Here is a 25,477-nt window from a genome sequence, read left to right on the forward strand (position 1 = left end):
GACAAAGCATTCTATAAATTTGAGAAATGCTGATATAGTATATTATAAGGGACAAGATAATAAAAGATGATTTTTAAAAATATAACTGTTGTTATTGCGATAATATTTTTAATGTTCTCCAATGGGTCTTTTGCACAAGATTCTTTCAAATCTGAGGACGAATTAAAAAGTAAAGCAGCAGAACTGTTCGATCAGAAAAAGTTTGTGGAAGCCGCTCCACTGTATGCACAATTATTGAGTTTGTATCCCAAAGATCCTGAGTATAACTATAAGTACGGTGCGACTTTATTGGATGCGGATCCAGATAAAAGTAAGGCATTGAAATACTTAGCTTTCGCTACTTCAAAATCCAATATTGACCCTCTGGCTTACTATTATGCGGGTAAGGCTTTTCATTATAATTATCAATTTACTAAGGCGTTACAAAATTACAATAAGTTTAAAACGAAAGCCTCAACTGCAGATCGGAAATTGTATGAAATTGATCAGCAAATTGAAATGGTTAAAAGTGGAAATGAGCTGCTTCGGTCCATCAATAGATTAGATGTTATTTCCAAGGAATCCATCTCAAAAGACGACTTTTTTAGAATATATCAATTAGAAGGGTTAGACGGAAATGTTGTTGTAAAGCCGGATGAATTTAAATCTAAATACGATAAAAAGAATAATGAATCTTCGGTAATGTATTTGCCCAATGATGCTAATGAGGTTTATTTTTCTTCCTACGGAAAGAATGGTGAAAATCAGCGAGATATTTACAAGGCTGTTAAATTGGGTAATGGAAAATGGAGTGAAGCGGTAAATGTAGGCAATTCCATAAATACTCCTTATGATGAGGCTTTTGCTTTTATTTTACCGGACAAAAGAACGATGTATTTTGCCTCTAAAGGACATAACTCTATGGGGGGATATGACTTGTTTAAAACTACATACGATGAAAGTATTGGGGGTTGGACTAAACCTGTTAATCTAGACTTTCCATTTTCTACAGTGAATGATGATGTAATGTTTGTGACTAATGGAGATCAGTCATTAGCTTACTTTGCTTCTGATCGAAATAATGTTAGTGATCAATACTATGTTTATAAAGTGTCTACAACACCTAAACAACCTGATTTATTAGTGATAAAAGGAAAGTTTATAGCTGAAAACATCCCGACATTGAAAAGGGCTAAAATAACTATCGTGGATGCTGTAACTAATGAAACAGTTGGGGTTTATGATACTGATGAAAAAGGAAATTATTCAGTTGAAATAGAAAGTAAAGGAGGTATCTATAAATTCAATATCGAAACTACAGAAGATGCTCCAATTCATGCAGGAACTGTAAATATTCCAAGTCAAGAGGAGTTTTTATTGCTTGGACAAGAATTAAGATTGGTAGGCGAGGGAAATAATCAAAAATTAGTAATTAAGAATATTTTTGATGGATCCATTTCTACTGAAGATTACTCTGGTGGACCAATTGTTTCGTCGAGTTTATTAATCAGACAAGCTGACATTAAGAAAAATGCAGATGAAGCCCAAATAATTGCAGATGCTAGAAATACCTCTGCAATAGAAGGTGGTATAGTAGCTCCAAATGACGCTACTTCAACTTCAAAAACTGAAGAAGTAAGGTCGGGAGAAGTGGCAAGTACTATTGCTGAAGATGCAGTAGAGGTAAAAGCAAAGTCGATTAGAGATGAGATTTCAACTATTGAATCTAAGTTAAAGACAAAAGCGGATGATGCTGCAAAGAGTGCTAAATATACCTACAGTGAGGGCTATAAGAAAAGTAACGAAGCTTTAGAGTTTTTCAAGGAATCCGAAAAACAAGACGAGATTGCTAGTAGTAGTTCAGGAGAAGAGCAAGCAATTGCCCTTAAAAAGGCTGCAGAAGCCAAAAGTAGAGCTGAAAAACTTGCTCTTGAATCTAAATTGGCACTTAACTATGCTGAAGTTTTTGAAAATAAAGCATTGGACTACTCTTCTCAATTGGATAAAACAGTTGCAACGAAGAAAGCGGTAGATAGCTTAATAGTTGAGAATCAAATTGAAAGTGCTGATTCAAAGTTGATAGCACTTAAAAAAACCATTGTGATCCCGAACAATGGATTAACTGTGGTAGAAGAAGAAAAGGAAAGAATTACTAGAAATAAAATTGCGGTAGAGAACGATCTTTCAAAAAATGAAAATTCAATTAAATTGTTATCTGAACAGATAAAAGTGATTGAAGACGAAGCAATGCAATTGACCGATCAATTTGAAAATACCCGTAACAAGAATGAGAAGGAGAAAATTCAGAATAGATTGAATAGCTTGAGTTTGGATAAGGAGGATCTAAAATTTGAAATCAATAAAAACAAACAAGAAGTTATAGAGAACAAAGCTGAAGTTGATCAAGTTCGATTTGAGGAAAGTTATACAGATCGTTTAGCAAGTGGAATTCAAAATAATGAAGGAAAGTCACTGGTTGCAGTTTCTTCACAACAAAAGGAAGCACTTTCAGAGACCGTGTCTTATTTTGAAGAAAATAATTTACTTTACTCAACATCCAGTTCTACCAATACAGCATCCTCTGCAGACATAAAGGACCCTTCTGTATTGACAACTGAATTGAATGCTTTGCCTTCGGACGAATCTTTTAGTAAGCGAATTTCTGAAGCACAGAATGTAACAAATGAAGCAGAGAAAAACCTGCAATTAGCAGAAATCAACCAAGATTGGGCGAATGTTTTACAACAAAAAATAGACTTAAATCAACAACTAACCTCGTCTGCAGAACCTAATCAGAAAAACAGTATTTCTCAAGAAATTAACGAGTTAAAACAACAAAAGCTAGAGAAACAAAATGCAGCTGAAGAATACTCTAAACTCAGTCAAGGTATAGGTAAATCATCAGTTGTAAGCACAGAACCCAAAGAGCTATCTGAGCCATCTTACTTTAAGGGGTATGAAATAAATTTAAAGGAAGCAGAGGCAATCTCAGATGAAAGGAGTAGAGACGAAGCCAAAATTGCCATATACAATGATTGGAACCAGGAAATAGATAAAGAAATACTATCCATCACTAACTTGTCTGATGATTCACCTAATGCTGAATTGAATGAGCAGCATCTAGCTTCACTAAGAGAGAAAAGAAGAGATAATGACTCTAAAATTTTAAAGTTGGGCGGAGAGACAACTTTAGCTGAAAATACTTCAGCTAATATTCCGCAAGTAGGCGATAGCCCAAATTTATTTAACCCAAACAACAGAAATGAGGGAAGTTCCAACGAAAAGGTCGATCCTAGTAAGATAGATAATGAAGTGGTTGCAGAAGCTAACATTCCATCTATTGAGAAAGAAGAGAGCCTTGTTGAGTCAAATGATCAGCCTAAGCGTACTCAGGGTGGTGACAATTCTAACTCAACTAATACTAGTTCGGTTACCTCCAAAAAACAATCTGCAACATCCACAGTTAATTATGCGGCACCTAAAGGTTCAGCTGCGGATAAATTTTCAGATCTAAAATATGCTACTGATGTTTCTTATGATTCACCTGCAGCAAAGCAATTAATACAAACTGCAGAATCTGAAAAAGCAGAAGCAAGCTCACTGATGAATCAGTATCGAGAAACTCGACAGGCTGCTTTAGCATTGCCTACTGTAAAAGAAAGAGCAGATGTATTAGCTCAAGCTGATGCTCTCAGAGAGCAATCAGAGAAGAAACAAATTGAAGTGAATGAGATTTATGGTCAGGTAAATCAAGCTGAGTTTATTCAACAAAATGCCGCTTTGAATGACTTTCCAAAATTTAGTCAACAATTCCAGTCGAGTAATATAGAGCTAGCCGATTTATTGTTGAATGAGTCCTACTACTATTTTAATGAGGCACAAAATATTCGTAAAGCAGTAGTTGAAAAGGAACGGTTCAATCAAAAAACGGTTGATTTGCAAAAGGCGTATAATTACGAAGTGATTGCTTTGAAAAAGCAACAGGAAGCAATGGCAGCGTTGCAAGAAGCAACCATTGAGTATGAAAATCCATCTTCGGCAGAACCTAAAGACGTCCGTGTGGTTAACAATGCTGAAGTTAAGAACAGAAGAATGGAGGCGACTGGTCAGAAGAATGTTCTGGCTGCTAGAGAGAAAGCTATTGCCGATTCTATTCAAGGAGAAGTGTTAGAGTTGGATTCAAAAATTGCTGAGTTACAATATCAACTATCTGAAACGAAAAAGAAGAAGGAAAGAGAAGTAATTGAAGCAGAAATTATTCAATTAACGGAAGATAAAGAAAGAAAAGAGAATCAAGCTGAACTATACAACAGAAGAGCCAATCAGTTAGAAGAGCAATTAACGAAAATGGAAGAGTCGCGTGAGGATAGACTTCAGGCAATTTTCGAAGAAAAACAGATAGCGAATCAACTTAGAGGTTCTGTGGCTTTAAACCAACCAGGCGTCGATGTTGGAGCGGTTGAATTTACTGAAGATGAGTATAATTCCATAAAGGAAAGTCCTGCTTTCATAACTTATACTAAGAATATTCAAGAGCGTAATCAATTGATTAAAGAGGCGAATGTGATGTATGAGCAAATGGAAGTTGCCAACAATAAAAATGATAAGAGATTGGCTGATTCCTTGCAAAAAATGATACGTGTAAAAACTTATGTTGCAAGACAAAAGGAGAATGCAGCTAGTGCAGCCTTAGTGAATGTGAATAGAGTGGAAGCAATGAAAATGAGAAAGGCCGGGGCGCTCATTTCTGGAATGGCTCAAGCTGATTTTGTTCCACCAGCTCCAGATTTTTCAAAAGCTAATGATGTTTTAGCTAGTAATTCCGACTATACTACTACTAATGGTAATGAGTTTAATGAAGGCGGCAGTACCACAGTCGATTTAGGGAAAATTGAAGTTAACAAGAATGCTGATAATTCTACTCAGAAAACACCAGTTGTAAATAAGCCTGTGAAGAATAACTCAACTGTCCCAACTCAAAAAACGGCAAAGGTAAATCTTGAAGTAAATGATAAAGGAGTATTTAGTAAAGTTAATCCATCTGAATCTGTATACTCAAAAGACAATCCTATCCCAATAGATGTTGCATTACCAAAAGGTATTATATTTAAAGTTCAAGTTGGTGCGTTCAGAAATCCTATTTCACAAGATTTGTTTAAGGGATTTGCTCCTTTAATGGGAGAGAAAGTTGGTAATGGAGGCATTACTCGATACACAGCTGGATTATTCCTTGAGTTTAATTCTGCAGACCAAGCCAAGGAAGAAATACGAGCATTAGGTTATTCTGATGCATTCGTTGTGGCATTTAAAGATGGAAAGAGAATAAATATAGCTGAAGCTAGAAATAATCAATCAGAAGGACAGAATACAGCTTCTATTGATGATGTGAAAGAGGTAGTAAATAAAATGACTGGAGTTTCCAAAACCGGGAATGGGTTAGTAGGATCTGGGAATAGTTTAGCATCATCAACAGACAATGCAACTTTGCCTGCTGAATTCAAGGCTGCAGATATAGCAGTAGCAAAAGATATTAAGAACATACCAGGAGTTTACTTTACTGTTCAAGTTGGAGTGTATTCTAAGCCGATTAAAAAAGGTGAGATAGATGTACCTGAGTTAGCCGTTATGGTGGTAAAGGATGGACTATATAGATACAGTTCAGGAGTATACAATGACCCTGTAAGTGCTGCAATAGGTAGAGATAGGTTGCGAAAAACTGTTCCCGATGCTTTTGTTATTGCTTATAATAATGGTAAGAAAATATCAACAGACGAAGCATTGAAATTAATGAATGAGTAAGTTGGTATACTTTTTGACTTTAAGATAATATGTCTGAAATAAAAACCGATACTTCAATAGAAGAATTGCTTAAAGAGACGTTGAGCAATCAACATGAGATTATCCTTTTCAATGATGATGTAAATACTTTTGATCATGTTATAGAGTGCTTGATAAAGTATTGTGAGCACTCTCCCTTGCAAGCTGAACAATGTTCTTATATTGTTCATTACAACGGAAAGTGTAGTGTTAAAAAAGGAGCATTGAAAAAGTTAAAACCTATTAGTCAAGCATTGGTTGATCAACAATTGAGAGCAAAAATTATATAGATGAAAACAATCTTTCAAACCTTCTTTCTTTTGTTCTTGGTGGCCTGCACAACAGTCCCTATTTCTGGTAGAAAACAAGTGAAGTTGCTACCCGAAAGCCAAATGCTTTCGATGAGCTTAAGCAGTTATGACCAAGTTAAACAAGAATTAAACCTATTGCCCGATACAGATCCGAGAGTAATACTTGTAAAAAAGGTGGGTGCCAAAATATCAACAGCTGTAAATACTTATCTCTCTAATAATGGCTACAAATCTCGCCTAGAAGAGTTTCAGTGGGAGTTTAATGTGGCAGAAGATAATACAGTTAATGCATGGTGTATGCCTGGAGGTAAGGTGATGTTTTATACTGGAATTTTGCCGATAACAGAAGATGAAGTTGGTATTGCTGTGGTTATGGGACATGAGATAGCCCACGCGGTTGCCAGACATGGAAATGAGCGAATGAGTCAAGGTTTGATTGTACAAGCTGGAGGCATGGCTTTGGATGTGGCTACTAGCCAAAAGGCGGAACTTACACGAAGCATCTTTCTAGCCTCTTATGGTGCGGCTTCTCAATTAGGTATATTAAAATATTCGAGAATGCATGAATCTGAAGCAGATCAAATGGGACTTATTTTCATGGCTATGGCAGGCTATGACCCAATTAATGCAGTATATTTCTGGGAGAGAATGGCTGCACTAAGTGGGCAGAACCCAACTGAGTTACTGAGTACTCACCCTTCAGATGAAACTAGAATTAATGATATCAAGCATCACTTGCCTAAGGCATACGAATACTATAAAAAATAGATTAATTTTATACTATACCCCTAGCTTTAATAAAAATGAGAAATCTAATCTTAGCATGCCTACTGCTCTTCAGTAGCTTTACATTTGGACAAACTCGAAAAGTTGGAGCAGATACTTTGTTGCTCGCCCTAAAGTCTATTACTAATTACACCGGAGAGGTAGTAGATAACAATATTCCCGAGTACTGTGTGACAGTAGATGCATCTGAATCCATTGATCAATATGCTCCTGAATTAGAGTATACATGGGTGTTTGATGGTTTAAGAAAACGTAAAGGAATTAAGGTTGAACATTGTTTTACTCGACCTGGTTTTCATCAAGCTGCAATCAATACCTATGATCCTTCCATTGGTCAATTGGTTGAAAGTGATACCACAATTGTTTTAAATGTACCGCCTGCTTTAAGGTTTGATAAAAGTGGTTTTTTTAAAATATTAAATACAGTCTCATTTAAAACTAAAGGTTATAAAGCAGGTGAAGGGAATTTTTTATTGTGGAGCTTTGGTGATGGAAATTATACCACAGGACATGCTGTAAAGAATGTTTATTACGAGCAAGGAGATTTTGAAGTAATGGTATATGAGATGAAATACGAAGGAGATTCAATTCGTGTAATAAAAGCCATAAAAGACACTTTAACCATCAGTAACAACCGTTAATATGAAAAACTTCCTAAACCTTTTAATTGCTGTTTCATTAATTCACTTAACAGCTAAAGCTCAAGAAGTTCCTTCTAAGGCTGAAAATATAGATTATATCGTAACATTCGGAAAGGACGCACCTGGGACGTGGGGAGATGATGACCATTCTCAAGTTTTCTTTTTTACTATTCCTGAATCGATAGGTGAGCCGTTTTATATAAGAGTATTTGATCCTGATTGTGGTGGAAAACACGATCAGATAAATAAAGAATTTAATACTAAAACCACCTATACTTTATATGGTGGAAAAGAAGTGTTTACCAATAAAGATGCGATTAACGTAGATCCTATTGGTAATTATAAAAGTGGTATTCAATTGGCCTCTAAGAGCTTTGGTATTGATTCGGAATGGGATGATAAATGGTATACTTTTGGACCAATCAATCCTAATGAAGGAGAATATGTAGAAAATTTAAAATCAAGAGTTTTTAAATTGATAGCTGAAGGAGAGTCAGGAGATGATGGTAATATGTATAGATATTTCTTAAGTCGATCTGCAAGTACAAATGTTCCCATTTTAGGTGCAAATGCATTTACTTATGAATATTGTTTCAGGCTAAAAGAAGAGGTCGGCTCTCAAGCGTATTTTTATCCATTTGTAGATAAAAATACTGTTAAGTTGGTTCAGCATAACTTTGACTTTGATAATGACGGAGCAATAAAAATCTATTCAAGAGTTAAAAATGGCCATTTGTCTACTTATTCTAATGATGGGAACTGGAGTAAAGGAATGCATGTTATCGAAAATGAAGAGAAAGGGAAATCCATGAATGTTAGATTAATTAAACGAGCAAGTTTTAAGAATGATATGACTCTTTATATTACTAATGAGTATAATATTCCGGTCCCTTTGTTCGCCTCTCCAATTGGTGGAGTTCCAAAATACATTTATAAGGTGAATATTGACTATAATGTCAAATAATATATATAAATAGAAAAGGGGGCATTTTTGCCCCCTTTTTTATCTTTTTTTTTAAAAACTAATCATCTGTCTTTTTCGCTGTTTTTTTTGCTGCTGGCTTTTTAGTAGTCGTTGTTTTTTTAGCTTTTGGTTTGGCCTTTTCTGTTTTTTCTGTCTTTGCTGGAGCTTTCTCTACTTTAGCAGCAACTTTTTTCGGCTTAGAGGGTATCTCAACTGCTTTTGACTTTTTTTGTCGACTAACACCTGATGAGCCATTAGCAATTTTACCTCGTCTTGTTTTGATATCTCCTTTTCCCATTATTTTTATTGATTATAAGGTTATAGTTATATACTTGAAAAACAAATATAAAAAAAATGAGCAGAGCAAAAAACTTAATTTGAGTTAATATAAAAAGCCCATTGATGGTTCCATCAATGGGCTTTTCTAGAAATTTTATAACTACTTACTTAACGTGAGCAGATAATTCGCTTCCTGCTTTGAATTTTACAACATTCTTAGCTTCGATATTAATTTCTTTTCCAGTTTGTGGGTTTCTACCTTTTCTTGCAGCTCTTTGTGAAACTGAAAAAGTACCAAAACCTACTAAAGCAACTTTGTCATCTTTTTTTAGGGCTTTACCTGTAACGCTTATGAATGCATCTAGTGCTCTTTTAGCGTCCGCTTTTGATAAATTTGATTCGTCAGAGATTGCTTCAATTAATTCTGCTTTATTCATTTTTTTTGTTTTTAAGTTATTAATATAGATTAATTGCTTTGATTACTTACAAATATAGAGGAATTATCAAGTAGAGCAAGCATTTCAAGAAAAAATGCACTTTTTTGTTGAAAAAAATAATACTTTGTTAATAATTGTTTCTCATTGACTTGACGAACTCGGGATTCTTACCAACAAGTTTTCCATATTTTTAACATTATGACAAACAGTCTATTGCTAATAGTATTGATTAAATCCTCTTGAATTTCTTACTTTTGCAGCTAAATTTTTTCTATGAAAGCGTTTGTTTTAAGTATAATATCCTTTATTTCAGTTTCTTCTATTGCGCAAACACATTACTGGCAACAAGAAGCACTTTACAAGATGGAAATTGATTTTGATGCACAAATGCATCAATTCAAGGGAACCCAAGAATTGGTGTACACCAATAATTCTCCCGATACTTTGACAAGTGTATTTTACCACCTCTATTTTAATGCCTTTCAAAAGGGTAGTATGATGGATGTTAGGTCAAGAAATATAGAAGATCCTGATAGAAGAGTAGGTGACCGAATTTACAGCCTCACCAAAGATGAAGAAGGTTATCAAAAAATAAATGCTCTATCTCAAAATGGAAAGGATCTAGCTTATCATGTTGAAGGTACCGTTTTGGAAGTGAAGTTAATAGAGCCCATTTTGCCCAATTCAAAGACCACACTTAAAATGAACTTCGAAGCTCAAGTGCCAAAACAAATCAGGAGATCTGGGAGAGATAATGCTGAAGGAATTGCCTATTCAATGACCCAATGGTATCCTAAAATGGCAGAATATGATTATGAAGGATGGCATGCAAATCCTTATATAGGAAGAGAGTTTCATGGAGTGTGGGGAACATTTGATGTTAAAATTAAAATGGATTCGGCCTATACGATTGCTGGTACCGGATATTTGCAGAACAAGGAAGAAATAGGTAAAGGATACGCCAAAAATGGTTCTCAAAAATCTGCCAAGTTGGAGTGGCATTTTAAAACTCCAAGGGTTCATGATTTTGCGTGGGCAGCTGATAAAAAGTATAAACACATTACTCATCAAGTAAATGGAGGACCTCTGCTTAGGTTCTTTTATGTCCCATCCGAAAAAACAGTTTTGTGGGATTCTTTACCTAAATACACCGCTCTAATTTTTCAAAAAATGAATGAGAAATTCGGTGTGTATCCTTATGATGAATACGCTGTAATACAAGGTGGAGATGGAGGAATGGAATATGCAATGGCAACTTTAATTACTGGCCACAGGAGTAAAGGAAGCTTAATCGGCGTAACAGCTCATGAAGCTATTCATAGTTGGTATCAACACGTTTTGGCTACGAATGAGTCTTTTTATTCTTGGATGGATGAGGGATTTACTTCATATGCTGAAGATGTTATTTTGGCTGAAATTTTGCCTGGATTCAAACCTTTTGAGGGAAGTTACCGCTCCTATTACAGTTTGGTATCTTCAGGTAAACAAATGCCGTTAAGTACTCACGCTGATTGGTTTCATACTAATAGAGCTTATGGTGTAGCCTCATACTCTATGGGATGTATTTTTCTTCATCAGTTGAGTTATGTAATCGGTCAAGAAGCTCTTAACAAAGGGATGTTGACTTATTATAATGAATGGAAGTTTAAGCATCCTACTCCTACAGACTTTAAAAGAATTATGGAAAAGGAATCAGGCATGGAGTTAGATTGGTATTTTGATCAATGGTTAAAGTCTACCAATACAATCGATTATGCCATACAGTCCACTTACTCACAAAAGAATAAAACAACAATAACCATTGAGCGTAAAGGTGAGATGCCGATGCCATTGGATATTGAAGTAAAATTAAAAAGTGGTAAAGCCATGAAATACTATATCCCATTGTCAATAATGAGAGCTGAGAAGGCGGAGAATAAATCAGCTGTTTTATTAAAGGATTGGCCTTGGACATATCCTACTTATGAATTCTCAATAGATATTCCTCAATTCGAAATTGAGTCAATAGAGATTGATCCGACTAAACGTATGGCTGATATTGACCAGTCTAATAATGTGTTTCCACGATCTAAAGAAAGTACCTTTATAGGTAATTAAGGATAACTTTGAGTAAAATGATTTTGTACCTTAGATTAATAGCTTATTTCTTATTGCTGATTTTTTCAGTGGTGCTATTTCCTGCGAGTACATTTCATCACCATGACTTAACTCACGATACTCACTTTTTTGATGATTCGAATGGTTTAATATCTGATCACGTTTTCGAAAGTTGTGATTTCTGTTCAGTTGTTATACCTCACTTCCTTAAGGTAGAAAATAAGATTGATGGAGTTGTTAACCTACTGTATTCTAAACTTCTTTTAAGAGAAGTTACTTCATTCAAACACTTACAGTTTTCAGCTTATCTTTTAAGAGGCCCACCAATCGTTTAAGGTAATATCTAGTTTTTAGTTATTAATTTAAAGGATATAAATTGAATTTAAAGCCATTTTTAACCCTTTTGGTCAATTTGGTATTTGTTCCTTTTATCTATTCTCAATCTTCTGATCCAAGTTGTCAATCAATATTGATGGGGAAAGTTATGGATGAACATGATCATTCAGATTTATCCTATTCAACAATTTATGTGATTGAAAATGAAATAGGTGTGTCTGCCAATTTCGAAGGAGAATATAGAATTGAGAATTTGTGTATCGGAACTTATCACATTATTATTAGTCATATTGGTTGCGCGCCTGATACGGTGGTTGTTGATATTAATTCAAATTTGATTCTTCAAAATTTTGAATTGGAACATCATGCAGAAGAATTGAGCGAAGTAGAAATTATATCATTCAAAAGAAGGAAGCATGGTGTTATTAGTCAAGATGTAAACCCGTCTGAAAATCAAGAAGTCATGCAGTCTATAGCTTCAGTAGCTGCGACCTTGAATGGTGTGACTATGCTTCAAAGTGGTGCAAATGTTACCAAGCCGATAATTCACGGATTACATAGTAATCGTGTGGCAATTGTCAATAATGGGCTAACATTAGAAGGTCAAAATTGGGGAGAAGAGCATGCTCCTGAAATAGACCCATTTACTATTGCAGACTTAAAAGTGGTGAAGGGAGCTAGTGCAATGAAGTATGGAGCAGGTGCGATAGGAGGAGCATTGATATCTGTTCCTAAAAAACTTCCGGATTCTTCAGGTGTAAATGGTTTGATTTTTTTAGGTGCTAGTAGTAACAATAAAAAAGGAGTTGGTTCAATGCGACTAGAAGGTCAATTTGAAAGTTTACCCCATTTTAGTTGGGCCTTACAAGGCAGTTTAAAGAAAAGTGGGAGTATACGTACACCCAATTATTATTTGAATAATACTGGATCTGAAGAATATAATTATTCCTGGCATTTAGGTTATCAAAAGAAGCGATTGAAAACAGAAATGTATTACAGTCAAGTGAATAATAACATTGGAATTTTTTCAGGAGCACATATAGGCAACTTGACTGATCTTGAAGATGCAATCAATCGAGATGCTCCGAGAGAGGAAGACCAAGGCAGTTTTTCTTATTCAATTGATAGACCATATCAGCATGTTGAACATGAAACAATTCAATGGAAAACGAACTATCAACTGAATGATTCTAGTTCATTAGAGCTTCAGCTTTCTCGTCAGTTTAATATCCGAGAAGAATATGATAAGCACTTATCAAGAGGGATATCTGAAGAGGAAGAAGGCTATCCAGAATTTGCAGTAAATTTGGAAACTTATCAAGCTCAACTGGCTTGGAAATTTCCATTTTTGAAACAATTCAAAACTGAGATCGGAGGGAAGTTTCAAACGCAAGAAAATGTTTTGAAAGGAAGTCGGAGTTTTATTCCTTCTTACAATGGTCGCTCCATCGGAGGGTATATAGTTTCCAACTTGAGAAAGGATATTTGGAACGTCAATAGTGGTTTTAGGTTTGATTATAATGCACTAGATGTTGATAGATATATTAACCGAGCGTATCAAATCGATAAGGTAAAGTTTACAACGGTTTCTGGAAGTATAGAAGTCGATCGAATTATATCTGAGAAGTGGACCGGAGGTGTCAATGCTACTTTTGCACAGCGGGCTCCAGGGATTAATGAACTGTATAGCTCTGGTTTGCATCATGGGGTAGCAGCACTAGAATATGGGGATGAAAATCTAATGGTTGAATCGTCATATAAGTTTTCTGCTTCTGCCATTTATCAAACTAGTCAGTGGACTTTCGATGCATTAGCTTATACCAATTGGATTCAGAACTTTATTTATTTACAACCGGATGGAACTGCACTGACAGTAAGAGGAGCTTTTCCTGTATTTCAGTATAAACAAGTGGATGCAACTTTGAACGGATTAGATCTATCTTTAAATTATGACTTCAATAAAGCGATTTCCTTTTATTCAAAATCAAGTTTATTGTGGGCACAAAATAGATCGATAGATGAACCTCTTATTTTCATGCCTTCCAATCGTATAGATTTCGGCTTTAATTACCGATTTCTAAAGATGTGGAAAAAGGTTAATCCATCATTTGGAGCAGGATTAAATCATGTCTTCGAACAAAATAGAGTTCCTGAGGGAGTTGATTTTACTGAAGCACCTGAGGCATATACTTTAATACAATTAAAAGGAGGGTTAGAAATTCCCTTTGAAAAACAAACTATAAAACTAGATATTGCGATCAATAATGTTTTAAATACCGTTTATCGGGATTATATGAATCGTTTTAGGTACTACGCCGATGAAATGGGCAGAAATGTTACATTGAGTCTAAAAGTGCCATTTACATTAATGAAATAAAATTTTAAAGAATGAAATCAATTTATAAAAAAATCAGTTTACCAATAATCCTAAGTTTATTAATAGCAACAGCGATTATCGGCTGTAAAAAAGATGATGATGATCAGCCTCGTTTAGTCGAGAATGAGGAAGAATTGATTACCTCGGTTTTTGTGAATTACAAGGATTCATCAACATCTATAAATGAAGTAGCAAAATTTAGAGATCCAGATGGTGAAGGAGGAAATGATCCTATACAGTTTGATACTATTCGTTTAACCAAAGGGAAGACATATGAAGTGAGTGTTGAATTTCTTGATGAAAGTAATCCTTTAGATATAGAAGATATTACAGAGGAAGTGAGAGAAGAAGGCGCAGAGCATTTCATTTGTTTTGAAGTCGATGTTAATAGCGGAGTTACTATCACTAAAACGGATTCAGATGGTCAATATCCAATAGGATTAACTTCAGAATGGATGACCGATCTAACAGCTATGCCTTTCAATGGGACATTAAAACTAATTTTAAAACACCAGCCAGATGTTAAAGATGGTACTTGTGCTCCTGGAGATACAGATGTAGAAATTAATTTTCCGTTAATAATTAATTAACCAAAAATTAGATAGTTATAAAAAAGGGAGGCGTTAGCCTCCTTTTTTTATGTTTTCTATTGTAATTTTAATGTTATCTTTCAATAATAATTAACCTATAAGAATACTTACCAATATGAGATTACTTAAAATTTTAGTTCTTGCGACTGCTCTAATTGCCGGACCAATCATTTTAAATTCATGTAGTTCTAATAAAAATACACATTCAAGGGTGAAGTCTAAAAGTGGGATGGGAAATCCTAAAGATAGAAACAACGGTGTTTGGGGGAGATAAAGAAATGATGAAAAAAGGATTCGTATATTTTATGTTGTTGTTGTCGTTGGCATTCGTTTTCCAGTCTTGCAGCAGTAGTAAAAAAGGTCAAAAGGTTAGGTCAAGCAGCAAAATGTATTAACATAACTTACTGCTTGATTATCTTTTCGGTTTGTTTTCCATTTTTAGTAGTTACTGTGAGGAAATAGATTGATGGTTTTAAACCCTGTAAATCTACTGTAGCGGTTGGTGATTGCTCATTATAGTATATTACTCGTCCACTAATATCTGTTAACAGTATGGATTGTATCGTGTTACTATCCTTTAATTTTATTTCTACTTTATCTTTAGTTGGATTTGGAAAAATTGAAAAGTAATTTTTATTGTCAAAATCATTTAAAGAGGTAGTTGAGTCAGTGATACAAAATTTATATGACTTACTTGATGAAGCAAAACTAGTTTCATACAGAATGGTATCTAGTCCATTATTCATAGTAATTAAAGTATATCCTTGACCAAACCCACAACAATAACCATCATTTCCGATATCTTTTAGGTTTAAGGTATAGCAGCCAGGAGAAAAGCAATAATCGTAATGAAAAACATTACCTCCACTATTGTTTACAAACGATCCATTGTTATACAAGGTGTATTGATTAGTCGAATCTTTGATAATGTAGCTCAGTTCAGAGCCATAATCATCTGTTTTAAACTCAAAGCTAACTGTATAATTGGGGATAAAGCCAACTACACTGGCAGTTAACGTATTATTGATGACATTCTGATCCGACGCAGTATTTATACTTCCCACATTAATCGATAAGGTATTAATTCCTTTATTAAAAATTATAGGTGGAAGATTGAATGTAGAAACCTCATTTCTCAATAAAGTGTCTGAAATAAATACTGTTACAGGGGTGTTGTTGTTTAAAGTATATATTAGCTCGAAATTAAAAATAGTATCGTTCCCTCTATTGGATAAAAGGATAGATTGGGTACCTGGATTTCCACACTGATAGTAGGTTTGTCCTTCAAAATTTAATAATTCAATGTCCCTATCAAAAGCAGCAGGGTTGGGGTCATATCCATTTAATACTTTGGTGTTGGTACCGTTTGGATCTAACCATGCTTTAAGCTGTTTACTGGCAGCGGACTGATAATCCCATGATTTATCAAACTTACCATAAAAGTCAGGTTCATCATTTCCACAAGCAGCTCTGCCACCATGTAATTGACCAACTATTCTATGACTTTCATTATACAAAGGAGATCCAGATGAGACTGTTTGTGTAGTTCCTAGATCCCAATCGGAAACTTCCCAATGACCGTTTGTTAAGGTGGCTACTGAATATTTTGCTGATTTCAAGGTGTCAAAATCTATTGCGATCTTTTTTACATCACCTCGAGCATGGTGAATTCCTGTGGCATTTTTTGGTGTTCGACCTGTAGCATCCCAGCCTGAATAAAACACATTGTAGGATGCTGGAGGAGTAGAAGATAATTCAAACAATGAGAAGTCTGTTTCATAATTATTCGCTCTTAAAGTCGATCCAACAATGGATTGGCTCAGGCTTCCATCTGTTCGTGGTGAGCAGTTCGCACTTTCATAATTAAATATAAAAATAGAAGATGCAGCATCAAGTCCGCAATGCGAAGCGGTTAAAATATATGGTTTTCCATCTTGTTGAACATTATTAACCAAAGCACCACTGCACCATCTAGAGTTATTAGATTTTAAGATCAATACAACACTACGTTTTTCATTTTGCCACAGATTCCCTTCGTTACAATTAATATCGATATTACAGCTAGCCGCATTCCCAAAATCTGCAGCTTTATCAATTAAGCTTCTGTATCCATAAACGATTGAAGAAATAACAACATTAGAGGCCACTTTTTGACCTTGAGGTTCTAAAACTTCAACGATAGCAGACTTTCCTTTAGTCAGTGTTGTTGCAAAATCACCTTTGTCTTTATTATTTTCACTTGTAAAAGCACCTATAGTTTCTGTAAAATCTTCATTATGTATAAATAGTCGGGTACCTTCGGCTAGTTCAAAAGAAGAATAGTTCAAATTGATACTAATTGCATCATTAGAATTAATCAATAAGCGATAGCGTTTTGTCCCGTCTGGTAAAGTTTTTTGAGATGCTACTTGAAAGAAGTCTATGTTGACATCTTCAACTGCACCAAATCTCCATGGAATATCTTTATAGTTATCCGTAATTTCGTCCTCGGCTTTTAGTGCCGCTATGTTAGGCTGATTCAATTGCACAGTAAAAATAGTTTCTGATTGACCCTCAGTATCTAAAGTGTATGGATATGGGCCATAACTGATTTGTGAAATGGCTATTTTGAAAATGAATATTAAAAAAGTGGATAGAAAAGCTTTCATATAATAATTATTTTAGAACTTAAAATTAATCAATACCTTAATATGAGCAGTCAAAACTCTTATTTATCTTCTAATGTTGTTATTAATGGTAGTCGTGATCGATCTATTTTAATAGACATAAGAAAACCAAAAAAAGTTGCTAGGGGAACAATTTTATTTTTACACGGATTCAAGGGGTTTAAAGATTGGGGAACGTTTAACCTAATCAGTGATTATTTTGCGAATATGGGATATACTTTTGTGAAATTTAATTTTTCCTATAATGGGGGGACGATAGAACATCCAATTGATTTTCCTGATGAACAGGCTTTTGGAGAGAATAATTATTCAACTGAGTTAAATGACCTTTCACTTGTGATTGATTTTTTAGAGAAAGAGAATTGGATCGAACATTCGTTAACTTTAATTGGCCATAGTAGAGGTGGAGGAATTGCCATCCTTGGTGCTGCTGAAGATGAGCGTGTCAATAAATTGGTCACTCTAGCTGCTGTTTCAGATTTTTCAAATCGGATGCCTGATTATAAAGCTATTAAAACTTGGGAGTTAACAGGTGTTCGATACATTTTAAACGGAAGAACCAAACAAAATTTACCGATGTTTTTTCAATTTTATCAAGATTTTGAAAAAAATAAGAATAGACTTGATATTCAAAGAGCTGTAAGACAAATTGAAATTCCATTTTTGATTATTCATGGAGAATTAGATGAAACTGTAAAAGTGGATGAGGCTATGCAATTAAAAGAGAATTGCTCGCAAGCAAAACTAGAGATAATACCAAATGCTAATCATACATTTAACGGTTATCATCCTTACGATATTAATCAGTTACCAAAAGAGACTGAAATAGCGGTAAATACTATTTTAAAATTTTTAGAGTCGATAGATTAATCAATTGGCTACACTCATTCTGGCCATAGGTGAGATTGTATACGGCGCAAAATCTTTATTTTTAAACTTAAAGAACCCTGCAATACCTATCATTGCTGCATTGTCCGTACAGTAGGACATTGGAGGAATATAGGTCTCATAGCCATAGTTTGTTTCCATTTCTTTTAGCCGTTTTCTTAATTCGGAGTTAGCTGAAACTCCACCTGCAATCGCAAGCTGTTTAATGCCTGTGTTTTTTGCTGCTTTCTTATATGTTTTTAATAATATAGATACAATAGTATGCTGCACAGATGCACAGATATCAGCTAAGTTATCTTTTACAAAATCGGGATTCTTTTTGATTTCTTTTTGTAAAAAGTACAATACCCCAGTTTTTAGACCACTAAAGCTAAAATCAAAAGCACCAACTTTAGGGTGAGTAAATGCAAAGGCTTTTGGATTACCCTCTTTAGCAAACTTATCCATTAATGGACCACCTGGGTAGGGAAGTCCAATTATTTTCGAAATCTTATCAAAAGCTTCACCCGCTGCATCGTCAATGGTTTGGCCAATAATTTCAAATTCATAGGGAGAATCAACTTTTACTATTTGTGTATGTCCTCCAGAGACCGTAAGGCATAAGAATGGGAAGCTAGGTTTTGGCAAATTATTTTGGTCTTCAATAAAGTGTGCCAATATATGTCCTTGCATATGATTGACTTCGATTAATGGAATCTTTCTGGCCATTGCAAATGATTTCGCAAAAGAGGCACCTACGAGAAGTGAACCCAACAATCCTGGGCCTCTTGTAAAAGCAACTGCAGTAATATCTTCTTTTTTTATATTCGCTTCTTTTATGGCTTGTTCTACCACTGGAATGATATTTTGTTGGTGAGCTCTTGAAGCTAATTCAGGAACTACGCCTCCATAGGCTTTATGTACTGATTGATTTGCGGTTATGTTTGATAATAACTGTCTGCCTTTCAGCACAGCAGCTGAGGTGTCATCACATGAAGATTCTATGCTTAAAATAATGGGTGAAGAAGTCGACATAAAGTGCTATTTTGTTGAAATTTGCAACCCAAACCTTTTCGGGGAAATTAAAGCTCAAAAGTATTAAAAAAGCACTTAAAATAGTAGGGATCACGATTGGAGCTATCATTATGATATTTCTAATATTTCTATTTGCCTTACGTTTTTCGCCTTTTCAAACTTTCCTAACTAAAAAGGCTGCGGCTTATCTCTCTGATCAACTCAATACAACAGTCTCGCTCAAGCGAATTGATGTTGAATTTTTTAAAACGATTGTTTTAGAAGAGTTTTATATTGAAGATCAGGATCATGATACTTTAATTTATGCTGATAAACTCTACGCTAACTTTAAGTTGTTGCAAATCAAGAAGCAAGTGATTGATTTAAATGAGATTGCTTTAGAAGGAGGTGTTTTTAATCTTAAAACTTGGGCGGATCATAAAGGCTCAAATTATGATTTTATTGCAGACTATTTTAGTCCTCCTCAAGTGGATACAGTAATCGTAGATACCTTAAATCATGAAACTTGGAAAATTAACTTTGACGATGTTCGATTAGTTAATTCGAGGTTCATATACGAAGATATAGGTTATCCATTTGTGGAGTATGGAGTTGATTTTAGTCATCTTGATGTTACAAACGTTAATGGTATATTTCGGTCTATCTATTTTAAAAAGGACACTATTTTTTCGGAGATAGAAGCACTAAGTTTTAATGAGAAAAGTGGTTTTGGAGTTTTGCAATTATTCGGAAATGCAAAAATTCATTCTACTCTTTTAGAGGTCAAAGATTTAAAATTAGAAACTAAAAACTCGAATATTAAGGCGCATCTAATCTTTTCAATGGACTCTTTTTTAAGTTATAACGACTTTAACGAAGCTGTTGAAATTAATACAGATTTTGATGAGTCTCTTGTGGCATTTGAAGATATTGCATTTTTTGCACCCGAGTTAAAAGACCTGAAAGAAAAGGTATTTCTTACAGGAAAAGTGACTGGAACCGTTTCGAATATGAAGGGTAGAAATGTTGAAATGCACTTGCTTTCAGATACCTATTTGAAAGGGAGCTTTGATTTGCGTGGGCTACCTATTATAGACGAAACGTTCATTTATTTGAAAGTTAGTGAACTAAGAACAAGTAAGAGTAGCTTAGAGCGTATGCCATTATTTCCTTTTTCATCAGGAAAGCATTTAGAGGTTCCTGAAAATTTTGAATTATTAGGAACCATTAATTTTAAAGGGTCATTTACTGGTTTTGTAACTGATTTTGTGGCTTATGGTGAGTTTAATACTGCATTAGGACAGATGGTTACCGATATTTCACTAAAAAGTAATCAGGCAATACCTCAATATACTGGTAAAGTTAAAATGAACCGTTTTAATGCTGGTCGTTTTTTCGGTATAGAGCAAGATGTTCAAAAAACAACCTTGATTGCAAATGTGACAGGAGAAGGATTTACGAAAGAGGACTTGAATGTTGAATTGGATGGTAATGTAAAATCACTAGAGCTGTTCGGATATAACTATAAAAATATCGAAGTAAAAGGTAAGCTAAACAATCAACGTTTTGAAGGAATTGCCTCCATTGAAGACGAAAATATCGATTTTGACTTTAATGGAAAGATAGATGTTTCTCGAAAGTTACCAATTTATAACTTTAAGCTTAATGTGAACAAAGCCAACTTAGCAAAACTAAACTTGATCGAGACTACTGATACTTCTATTGTAATATCAACTACTGCACAATTGAATATGATTGGAAACCAACTGGATAATTTAGAAGGAGGGCTTCAATTAAGCAATAGTTTTTATAGAGATAGTGTCAATGCGTTTTATGTAAAAAATATAACCATAGATGCCCATAGATATACAGATAGCCTTCGCAGCGTTTCTCTACGCTCAGATGTAGCAGACTTAAACATGAATGGAGATTTTTCATTCAATGATTTGCTGCCATCACTTACCAATTTTGCAGTTGCCTATATTCCATCTGCTAAAAATGAGTTAATTGATCGAGTGAACCAAGAGGATTTTACCTTTGATTTAACTTTGAAGAATACATCTATCCTTTCATCGCTATTTTTTCCAACGGTTCAAGTTTCTCCTTTATCAAGATTTAATGGTAATTACAACAGTGAAAATCAATTGATCAATTTTTATGGCTTCATTCCTACATTAACCTTAGGAAGTAATCAATTGCAAAATATTACAGTTACTGGAGAGAGTCCTGAAGAAAAATTGATTCTAAATACTACCATCAACCGTTTGGTAATAACAGATAGTACTGAATTGGAAAACATTAACCTAAAAATTATTTCAGCTAATGATAGTTTACAAACACATTTGACTTGGCAAAATGATGATTTCGAGGAGTATAAAGCAGATTTAACATTGAACACAGTGTTTGATGGCTTTTCTAAAAGTGTAAATCAATTTCAAAATTCTTATATCATCATAAAGGATACGTTATGGACTTTTAATTCTGATAATGAAATAATTATTGATACCACTTCCATATCTATTTCTCGTTTAAAAGTGGGTAGTTTGATTGAGGAGTTTTCGATTGAAGGCAATATTAGTGAGAATCCGCAGGACTCGTTGATAGTATCTTTTGATAAAATGAGTTTGAGTTATTTGGAAAATATCATTCCAGCATCAGCAATTCAATTAAAGGGAGCTATATCAGGTAATTTGCTATTAAAGGATTTATACAACAAACCTATAATTACCTCCAATATTAATGTTGCAGAGTTTGTAATCAACGAGAATTACATTGGAAATGGACGTTTGAAAACTGCCTATGATATTGATGAAAAAGTGATTAAATCTACTGGGTATTTTGGGAATACTAATCAGCCTATGTTAAAATTTAACGGAAGCTATTATCCAAATAAAAAACAAGATAATGTAATTATAACTGCTGTTTTTAGTAAAGCTCCATTAAATATATTTGAACAATATACTACCGACTATTTGAGCAATGTAAGTGGAACATTTAACGGTACAGTGTTATTGAATGGTAACATTTCATTACCACAGCTACAGGGAAAACTCAAATTAAATGAAGCTAAATTTAAAGTAGACTATTTGAATACCAATTATGTCATAAACGATGAAGTAATTATAGAACCTGACTTTTTTGGTTTTAACTTGATTAAAATATTTGACGAAAAAGGAAATTCAGCAATAGCTACAGGAACGGCTTTTCACGAGGCTTATGAAAATTTCAGTTTGGATATTGGATTGGAGCTGGATAACTTTTTAGTCCTAAATACTCAGTTAACGGACAATGATTTATATTACGGTAAGGCCAACGTAAGTGGTTTGGCGAACATCAGTGGATATGCGGATAATTTGATATTCGAAATGAATATTAAAACAGAAAAAAATACCCGACTGAACATTCCACTTTCAGAAGGGACAGAGGTGTATAGCTCTGATTTTTTAACCTTTGTTAAAAAGGATCAAATCTATCAAAGTCAGCAAGAATACCAAGTAAATCTGAATGGAATTGTCATGAACTTTGATTTAACGGTAACTCCTGAAGCTGAAGTTCGACTAATTTTTGATGAACAAATTGGCGATGTTATAAAAGGTAGGGGGAATGGAAATATAAAAATGCAGATTACCACTTTAGGAGATTTTGAGATGTATGGTCAGTATGTTATCGATGAAGGGGATTATCTTTTTACCCTACAAAACCTGATTAATAAAAAATTCATACTGGAGAAAGGAGGACAAATTACGTGGAATGGAGATCCATTTGAAGCGAATATGGATTTATCAGCTATATACAAATTGCGTTCATCACTATATGATATTTTACCTGATGACACTTCTGGAACCTACAAACGACGTGTTCCAGTTACATTGCAGTTGAATATGGAAGGTCGTTTAATGAATCCAGACATTGATTTTGATATCGAACTACCTACGGCCGATGAAGAAACTAAGCAGCGACTACGGAGTGTGTTGTATGTCAATTCTTCTGAAGTGAATAAACAGGAAATGAATAAGCAAGTCTTTTCATTATTGATTTTGAATCGATTTGCGCGACCAGCAGGATTGAATCAGCAATATGAACATGCGAATGTAGGGGCGACCAGTTCTTCTGAATTACTATCCAATCAGCTGAGTAATTGGCTGTCTCGAATTAGTGACGATGTGGATATTGGAGTAAATTATCGACCAGGAGATGAGCTTTCTAGTGATGAATATGAAGTTGCACTTTCTACGCAAATTTTTAACGATCGAGTTACCTTGGATGGCAATGTAGGTTATTCATCTAATAATTATCAATTAACAGAATCTAGTTCTGGATTGATTGGTGAATTTTCTGTGGAATATAAGATAAGCAAAGATGGGAGATTTAGGTTAAGAGGGTTTAACCGATCGAATAATAACAGTCTTTTAATTAATAACAGTCCTTATACTCAAGGAGCTGGATTGTTTTATAGAGAGGAATTTAACAATTTTACGGAATTGGTTGAGAAATACAAGAAGCTGATATTTGGTGGTAAGAAGGAATAATTTACTATTGCTCTTCGTCTTCGATTAACCAAAGCGCTTCGTTTAACTCCCCTTTAGCCTTGTTGTCTTTATTAGCTTCAGCAAGTACAATTCCCTTTTTATAAATGGCAATTGCTTTTTTAAACTCTCCTTTTTCTTCAAAAAGCTGCCCTAATTTGTAATACGCACCTAAATATTCAGGGGTTCGTTCTAACAATTGATTGATTAACTCGATAGCTTTATCTGAATCTCCTTTTTTATCATACTCTAATGCAAGAGCATACCTTAAAAAGCTATCCTCAGGATCTTTTGTAAGCATTTCAGAAATTTGATCGATTCTATCCATTTCTTTTTTTATAAGTCCTTATAAAATTAATCATTTCTTCTTGTTGTTCAGGCAAAAACCAATGAGTATTCTTGTCTTTTTTAAACCAAGTCAATTGTCGCTTGGCATACCGTCTGCTATTCACCTTAATTTTTTCTACGGCTTCCTCTAGTGTAATTTTTTGATCAAGATAGTCGAAAAGTTCCCGATAACCTACCGTTTTTAACGCATTTTGATTGCGAAATTTGTAAACAGACTTCACTTCATCCAGCAATCCATTGGCCATCATTATGTCAACTCTTTTGTTAATCCGATCGTAGATGACTTCTCTTTCTTTTTCAAGCCCTATTCGGACAATATTAAATGGACGCTTTTTGATTATCCCTTTGCGTAATGTAGAGTAGGGTTGTCCGGTAATCAAACAGACTTCTATTGCCCGCATTAATCGATTACTATTCTTTAAATCAATCTCATGATAGAAAACTGGGTCTAATGTTTTTAGCTCTTCTTGAAGCGATTCAATTCCTGCTATCGCAAGTTGATTATTTAGACGAGTCCGAATATTTTCATCAGGGTCAGGCATTGCATCATCCATTCCATAACAAAGTGCATCCACATACATGCCAGATCCTCCAACTAAAATCGCATAGTCATTGGATTTAAAAATATGATCTAATTGAGTTAATGCCTCTTTCTCAAAATCATTGACATTAAAGTCTGCTGTGATGCTATGAGAGTCGATGAAATAGTGAGGAACCCCATTCATTTCCTCTGGAGTAGGTTTAGCTGTGCCAATACTAATTTCTTTATAAAATTGTCGGGAGTCCGCAGATAGAATGGAAGTTTTAAAATATTTAGCAAGCCAAATACTACAATCTGTTTTTCCTATAGCTGTAGGTCCAACTATTACAATAAGAGTTTTAGTTGTATTCATCATAATCGTCTAGACTCTCAAATCGATCATCATCGAACAAATTATCATCATCTTCATCATCAAAAAGGGCTTCATAATCACCTGTGCCATCATCAAACATGGCATTTACCAAAATACTTTCGGCATCGCTACCATCTATATCACGAGAAGATTGATCGGGAGCATCTCCAAAAGTTCTTCCCATAGCAGGGTAAGAGGTTCCGGTAATGGCATCTCCAACTTCCACAACTTCAATAGAAAAGGTCCACATTGCCAAGAAGTCATAAACATAAATCATTTTTTGATTAACAGAGTCGAAAACTTGGTCTATTGGAGTCTCAGCCATTTCTAAAACTTCCCCATTTTCCATTCCAAATAAGCTGATTTCTTGCCCTCGGTTCCAATCTTCATCACTTTCATAGAAGGATGCCATTTGGTCTTTAGTGAACTCAAATGAATCCAAAATAGCATGATGTAATTCATAAAAATTATTGGATGAATTAACGATGATGTCTCTGTATACTACATTCTCTGTTTCAGGAATTACACGAAGTGTGAACGTTTTCATAG

At 34.5% G+C, this 25,477-nt stretch carries 19 protein-coding genes; 12 read left to right on the top strand and 7 right to left on the bottom strand.

From position 1 onward, the window contains the following. Positions 1-66 precede the first annotated feature (66 nt). The 5 genes from GQN54_RS12730 to GQN54_RS12750 are packed head-to-tail and all read left to right on the top strand — an operon-like array spanning position 67 to position 8,498. On the top strand, positions 67-5,778 hold the full coding sequence (locus GQN54_RS12730) for a hypothetical protein (protein WP_160633938.1): 5,712 nt from the start codon (positions 67-69) through the stop codon (positions 5,776-5,778). A gap of 29 nt (positions 5,779-5,807) precedes the next feature. Next, positions 5,808-6,086 carry an ATP-dependent Clp protease adaptor ClpS gene (locus GQN54_RS12735; protein WP_160633939.1) on the top strand — a complete coding sequence of 93 codons (279 nt, stop codon included), beginning with the start codon at positions 5,808-5,810 and terminating at the stop codon, positions 6,084-6,086. Then, positions 6,087-6,875 (top strand): M48 family metallopeptidase, encoded by a 789-nt coding sequence (locus GQN54_RS12740; protein WP_160633940.1) that lies wholly within the window; start codon positions 6,087-6,089, stop codon positions 6,873-6,875. A gap of 35 nt (positions 6,876-6,910) precedes the next feature. Then, positions 6,911-7,534, top strand: coding sequence for a hypothetical protein (locus GQN54_RS12745; protein WP_160633941.1), 624 nt, complete (start codon positions 6,911-6,913; stop codon positions 7,532-7,534). Between the two features lies 1 nt (position 7,535). Beyond that, on the top strand, positions 7,536-8,498 hold the full coding sequence (locus tag GQN54_RS12750; protein WP_160633942.1) for a hypothetical protein: 963 nt from the start codon (positions 7,536-7,538) through the stop codon (positions 8,496-8,498). A 58-nt stretch (positions 8,499-8,556) separates the two neighbouring features. Here the strand turns inward: GQN54_RS12750 and GQN54_RS15605 are convergent, their stop codons facing one another. Beyond that, positions 8,557-8,796, bottom strand: a complete 240-nt coding sequence (locus GQN54_RS15605; RefSeq protein WP_160633943.1) for a 30S ribosomal protein THX — start codon at positions 8,794-8,796, stop codon at positions 8,557-8,559. A 145-nt stretch (positions 8,797-8,941) separates the two neighbouring features. Further along, on the bottom strand, positions 8,942-9,244 hold the full coding sequence (locus tag GQN54_RS12760) for an HU family DNA-binding protein (RefSeq protein ID WP_317163988.1): 303 nt from the start codon (positions 9,242-9,244) through the stop codon (positions 8,942-8,944). A gap of 243 nt (positions 9,245-9,487) precedes the next feature. Here GQN54_RS12760 and GQN54_RS12765 point away from each other — a divergent pair, with 243 nt between their 5' ends. From GQN54_RS12765 to GQN54_RS12785, 5 genes are all read left to right on the top strand, one after another. Beyond that, positions 9,488-11,311: a M1 family metallopeptidase gene (locus tag GQN54_RS12765; protein WP_160633945.1), complete on the top strand. Its 1,824-nt coding sequence runs from the start codon at positions 9,488-9,490 to the stop codon at positions 11,309-11,311. Between the two features lie 17 nt (positions 11,312-11,328). Next, on the top strand, positions 11,329-11,646 hold the full coding sequence (locus tag GQN54_RS12770; protein ID WP_160633946.1) for a hypothetical protein: 318 nt from the start codon (positions 11,329-11,331) through the stop codon (positions 11,644-11,646). A gap of 41 nt (positions 11,647-11,687) precedes the next feature. Next, positions 11,688-14,024: a TonB-dependent receptor gene (locus GQN54_RS12775; protein ID WP_207554901.1), complete on the top strand. Its 2,337-nt coding sequence runs from the start codon at positions 11,688-11,690 to the stop codon at positions 14,022-14,024. Between the two features lie 11 nt (positions 14,025-14,035). Next, positions 14,036-14,614: a hypothetical protein gene (locus tag GQN54_RS12780; protein ID WP_160633948.1), complete on the top strand. Its 579-nt coding sequence runs from the start codon at positions 14,036-14,038 to the stop codon at positions 14,612-14,614. A gap of 115 nt (positions 14,615-14,729) precedes the next feature. After that, positions 14,730-14,888 carry a hypothetical protein gene (locus tag GQN54_RS12785; RefSeq protein ID WP_160633949.1) on the top strand — a complete coding sequence of 53 codons (159 nt, stop codon included), beginning with the start codon at positions 14,730-14,732 and terminating at the stop codon, positions 14,886-14,888. A gap of 127 nt (positions 14,889-15,015) precedes the next feature. Here the strand turns inward: GQN54_RS12785 and GQN54_RS12790 are convergent, their stop codons facing one another. Then, positions 15,016-17,262: a T9SS type A sorting domain-containing protein gene (locus GQN54_RS12790; RefSeq protein WP_160633950.1), complete on the bottom strand. Its 2,247-nt coding sequence runs from the start codon at positions 17,260-17,262 to the stop codon at positions 15,016-15,018. Between the two features lie 42 nt (positions 17,263-17,304). Between GQN54_RS12790 and GQN54_RS12795 the strand changes: the two genes are divergently transcribed. Further along, a complete protein-coding gene (locus tag GQN54_RS12795; protein ID WP_160633951.1) occupies positions 17,305-18,150 on the top strand; it encodes an alpha/beta hydrolase family protein in 846 nt (281 codons plus the stop codon). Here the strand turns inward: GQN54_RS12795 and tsaD are convergent, their stop codons facing one another. Further along, positions 18,151-19,182, bottom strand: coding sequence for a tRNA (adenosine(37)-N6)-threonylcarbamoyltransferase complex transferase subunit TsaD (gene tsaD, locus GQN54_RS12800; RefSeq protein ID WP_160633952.1), 1,032 nt, complete (start codon positions 19,180-19,182; stop codon positions 18,151-18,153). It abuts the gene before it with no gap. A 14-nt stretch (positions 19,183-19,196) separates the two neighbouring features. On the opposite strand from tsaD, the gene GQN54_RS12805 reads away from it, so the two are divergent. Continuing rightward, a complete protein-coding gene (locus GQN54_RS12805) occupies positions 19,197-23,690 on the top strand; it encodes a translocation/assembly module TamB domain-containing protein (RefSeq protein ID WP_160633953.1) in 4,494 nt (1,497 codons plus the stop codon). Between the two features lie 4 nt (positions 23,691-23,694). On the opposite strand, the gene GQN54_RS12810 is transcribed toward GQN54_RS12805, so the two are convergent. Genes GQN54_RS12810 through GQN54_RS12820 form a run of 3 tightly spaced genes read right to left on the bottom strand, consistent with a single transcriptional unit; the run spans position 23,695 to position 25,475 of the window. Beyond that, positions 23,695-24,015: a tetratricopeptide repeat protein gene (locus GQN54_RS12810; RefSeq protein ID WP_160633954.1), complete on the bottom strand. Its 321-nt coding sequence runs from the start codon at positions 24,013-24,015 to the stop codon at positions 23,695-23,697. Then, the gene (gene miaA / locus GQN54_RS12815; protein ID WP_160633955.1) at positions 24,008-24,928 is read right to left on the bottom strand and encodes a tRNA (adenosine(37)-N6)-dimethylallyltransferase MiaA; all 921 of its coding nucleotides are present in this window, start codon (positions 24,926-24,928) and stop codon (positions 24,008-24,010) included. Before miaA ends, GQN54_RS12810 begins: the two co-directional genes overlap by 8 nt. Then, complete coding sequence (locus GQN54_RS12820; RefSeq protein ID WP_160633956.1) at positions 24,915-25,475, bottom strand: IS1096 element passenger TnpR family protein; 561 nt, start codon at positions 25,473-25,475, stop codon at positions 24,915-24,917. The genes miaA and GQN54_RS12820 overlap by 14 nt, the downstream gene beginning before the upstream one ends. Positions 25,476-25,477 lie beyond the last annotated feature (2 nt).

Origin of the sequence: Acidiluteibacter ferrifornacis (genome assembly GCF_009909615.1) — a bacterium.
GTDB classification, from domain to species: domain Bacteria; phylum Bacteroidota; class Bacteroidia; order Flavobacteriales_E; family Vicingaceae; genus Acidiluteibacter; species Acidiluteibacter ferrifornacis.

Bases quoted from the DNA above. Each gene is read 5' to 3' on its own strand.
- GQN54_RS12730 (WP_160633938.1), top strand. From the start codon at position 67: ATGATTTTTAAAAATATAACTGTTGTTATTGCGATAATATTTTTAATG.
- GQN54_RS12735 (WP_160633939.1), top strand. From the start codon at position 5,808: ATGTCTGAAATAAAAACCGATACTTCAATAGAAGAATTGCTTAAAGAG.
- GQN54_RS12740 (WP_160633940.1), top strand. From the start codon at position 6,087: ATGAAAACAATCTTTCAAACCTTCTTTCTTTTGTTCTTGGTGGCCTGC.
- GQN54_RS12745 (WP_160633941.1), top strand. From the start codon at position 6,911: ATGAGAAATCTAATCTTAGCATGCCTACTGCTCTTCAGTAGCTTTACA.
- GQN54_RS12750 (WP_160633942.1), top strand. From the start codon at position 7,536: ATGAAAAACTTCCTAAACCTTTTAATTGCTGTTTCATTAATTCACTTA.
- GQN54_RS15605 (WP_160633943.1), bottom strand. From the start codon at position 8,796: ATGGGAAAAGGAGATATCAAAACAAGACGAGGTAAAATTGCTAATGGC.
- GQN54_RS12765 (WP_160633945.1), top strand. From the start codon at position 9,488: ATGAAAGCGTTTGTTTTAAGTATAATATCCTTTATTTCAGTTTCTTCT.
- GQN54_RS12770 (WP_160633946.1), top strand. From the start codon at position 11,329: ATGATTTTGTACCTTAGATTAATAGCTTATTTCTTATTGCTGATTTTT.
- GQN54_RS12780 (WP_160633948.1), top strand. From the start codon at position 14,036: ATGAAATCAATTTATAAAAAAATCAGTTTACCAATAATCCTAAGTTTA.
- GQN54_RS12785 (WP_160633949.1), top strand. From the start codon at position 14,730: ATGAGATTACTTAAAATTTTAGTTCTTGCGACTGCTCTAATTGCCGGA.
- GQN54_RS12790 (WP_160633950.1), bottom strand. From the start codon at position 17,262: ATGAAAGCTTTTCTATCCACTTTTTTAATATTCATTTTCAAAATAGCC.
- GQN54_RS12795 (WP_160633951.1), top strand. From the start codon at position 17,305: ATGAGCAGTCAAAACTCTTATTTATCTTCTAATGTTGTTATTAATGGT.
- tsaD (WP_160633952.1), bottom strand. From the start codon at position 19,182: ATGTCGACTTCTTCACCCATTATTTTAAGCATAGAATCTTCATGTGAT.
- GQN54_RS12810 (WP_160633954.1), bottom strand. From the start codon at position 24,015: ATGGATAGAATCGATCAAATTTCTGAAATGCTTACAAAAGATCCTGAG.
- miaA (WP_160633955.1), bottom strand. From the start codon at position 24,928: ATGAATACAACTAAAACTCTTATTGTAATAGTTGGACCTACAGCTATA.
- GQN54_RS12820 (WP_160633956.1), bottom strand. From the start codon at position 25,475: ATGAAAACGTTCACACTTCGTGTAATTCCTGAAACAGAGAATGTAGTA.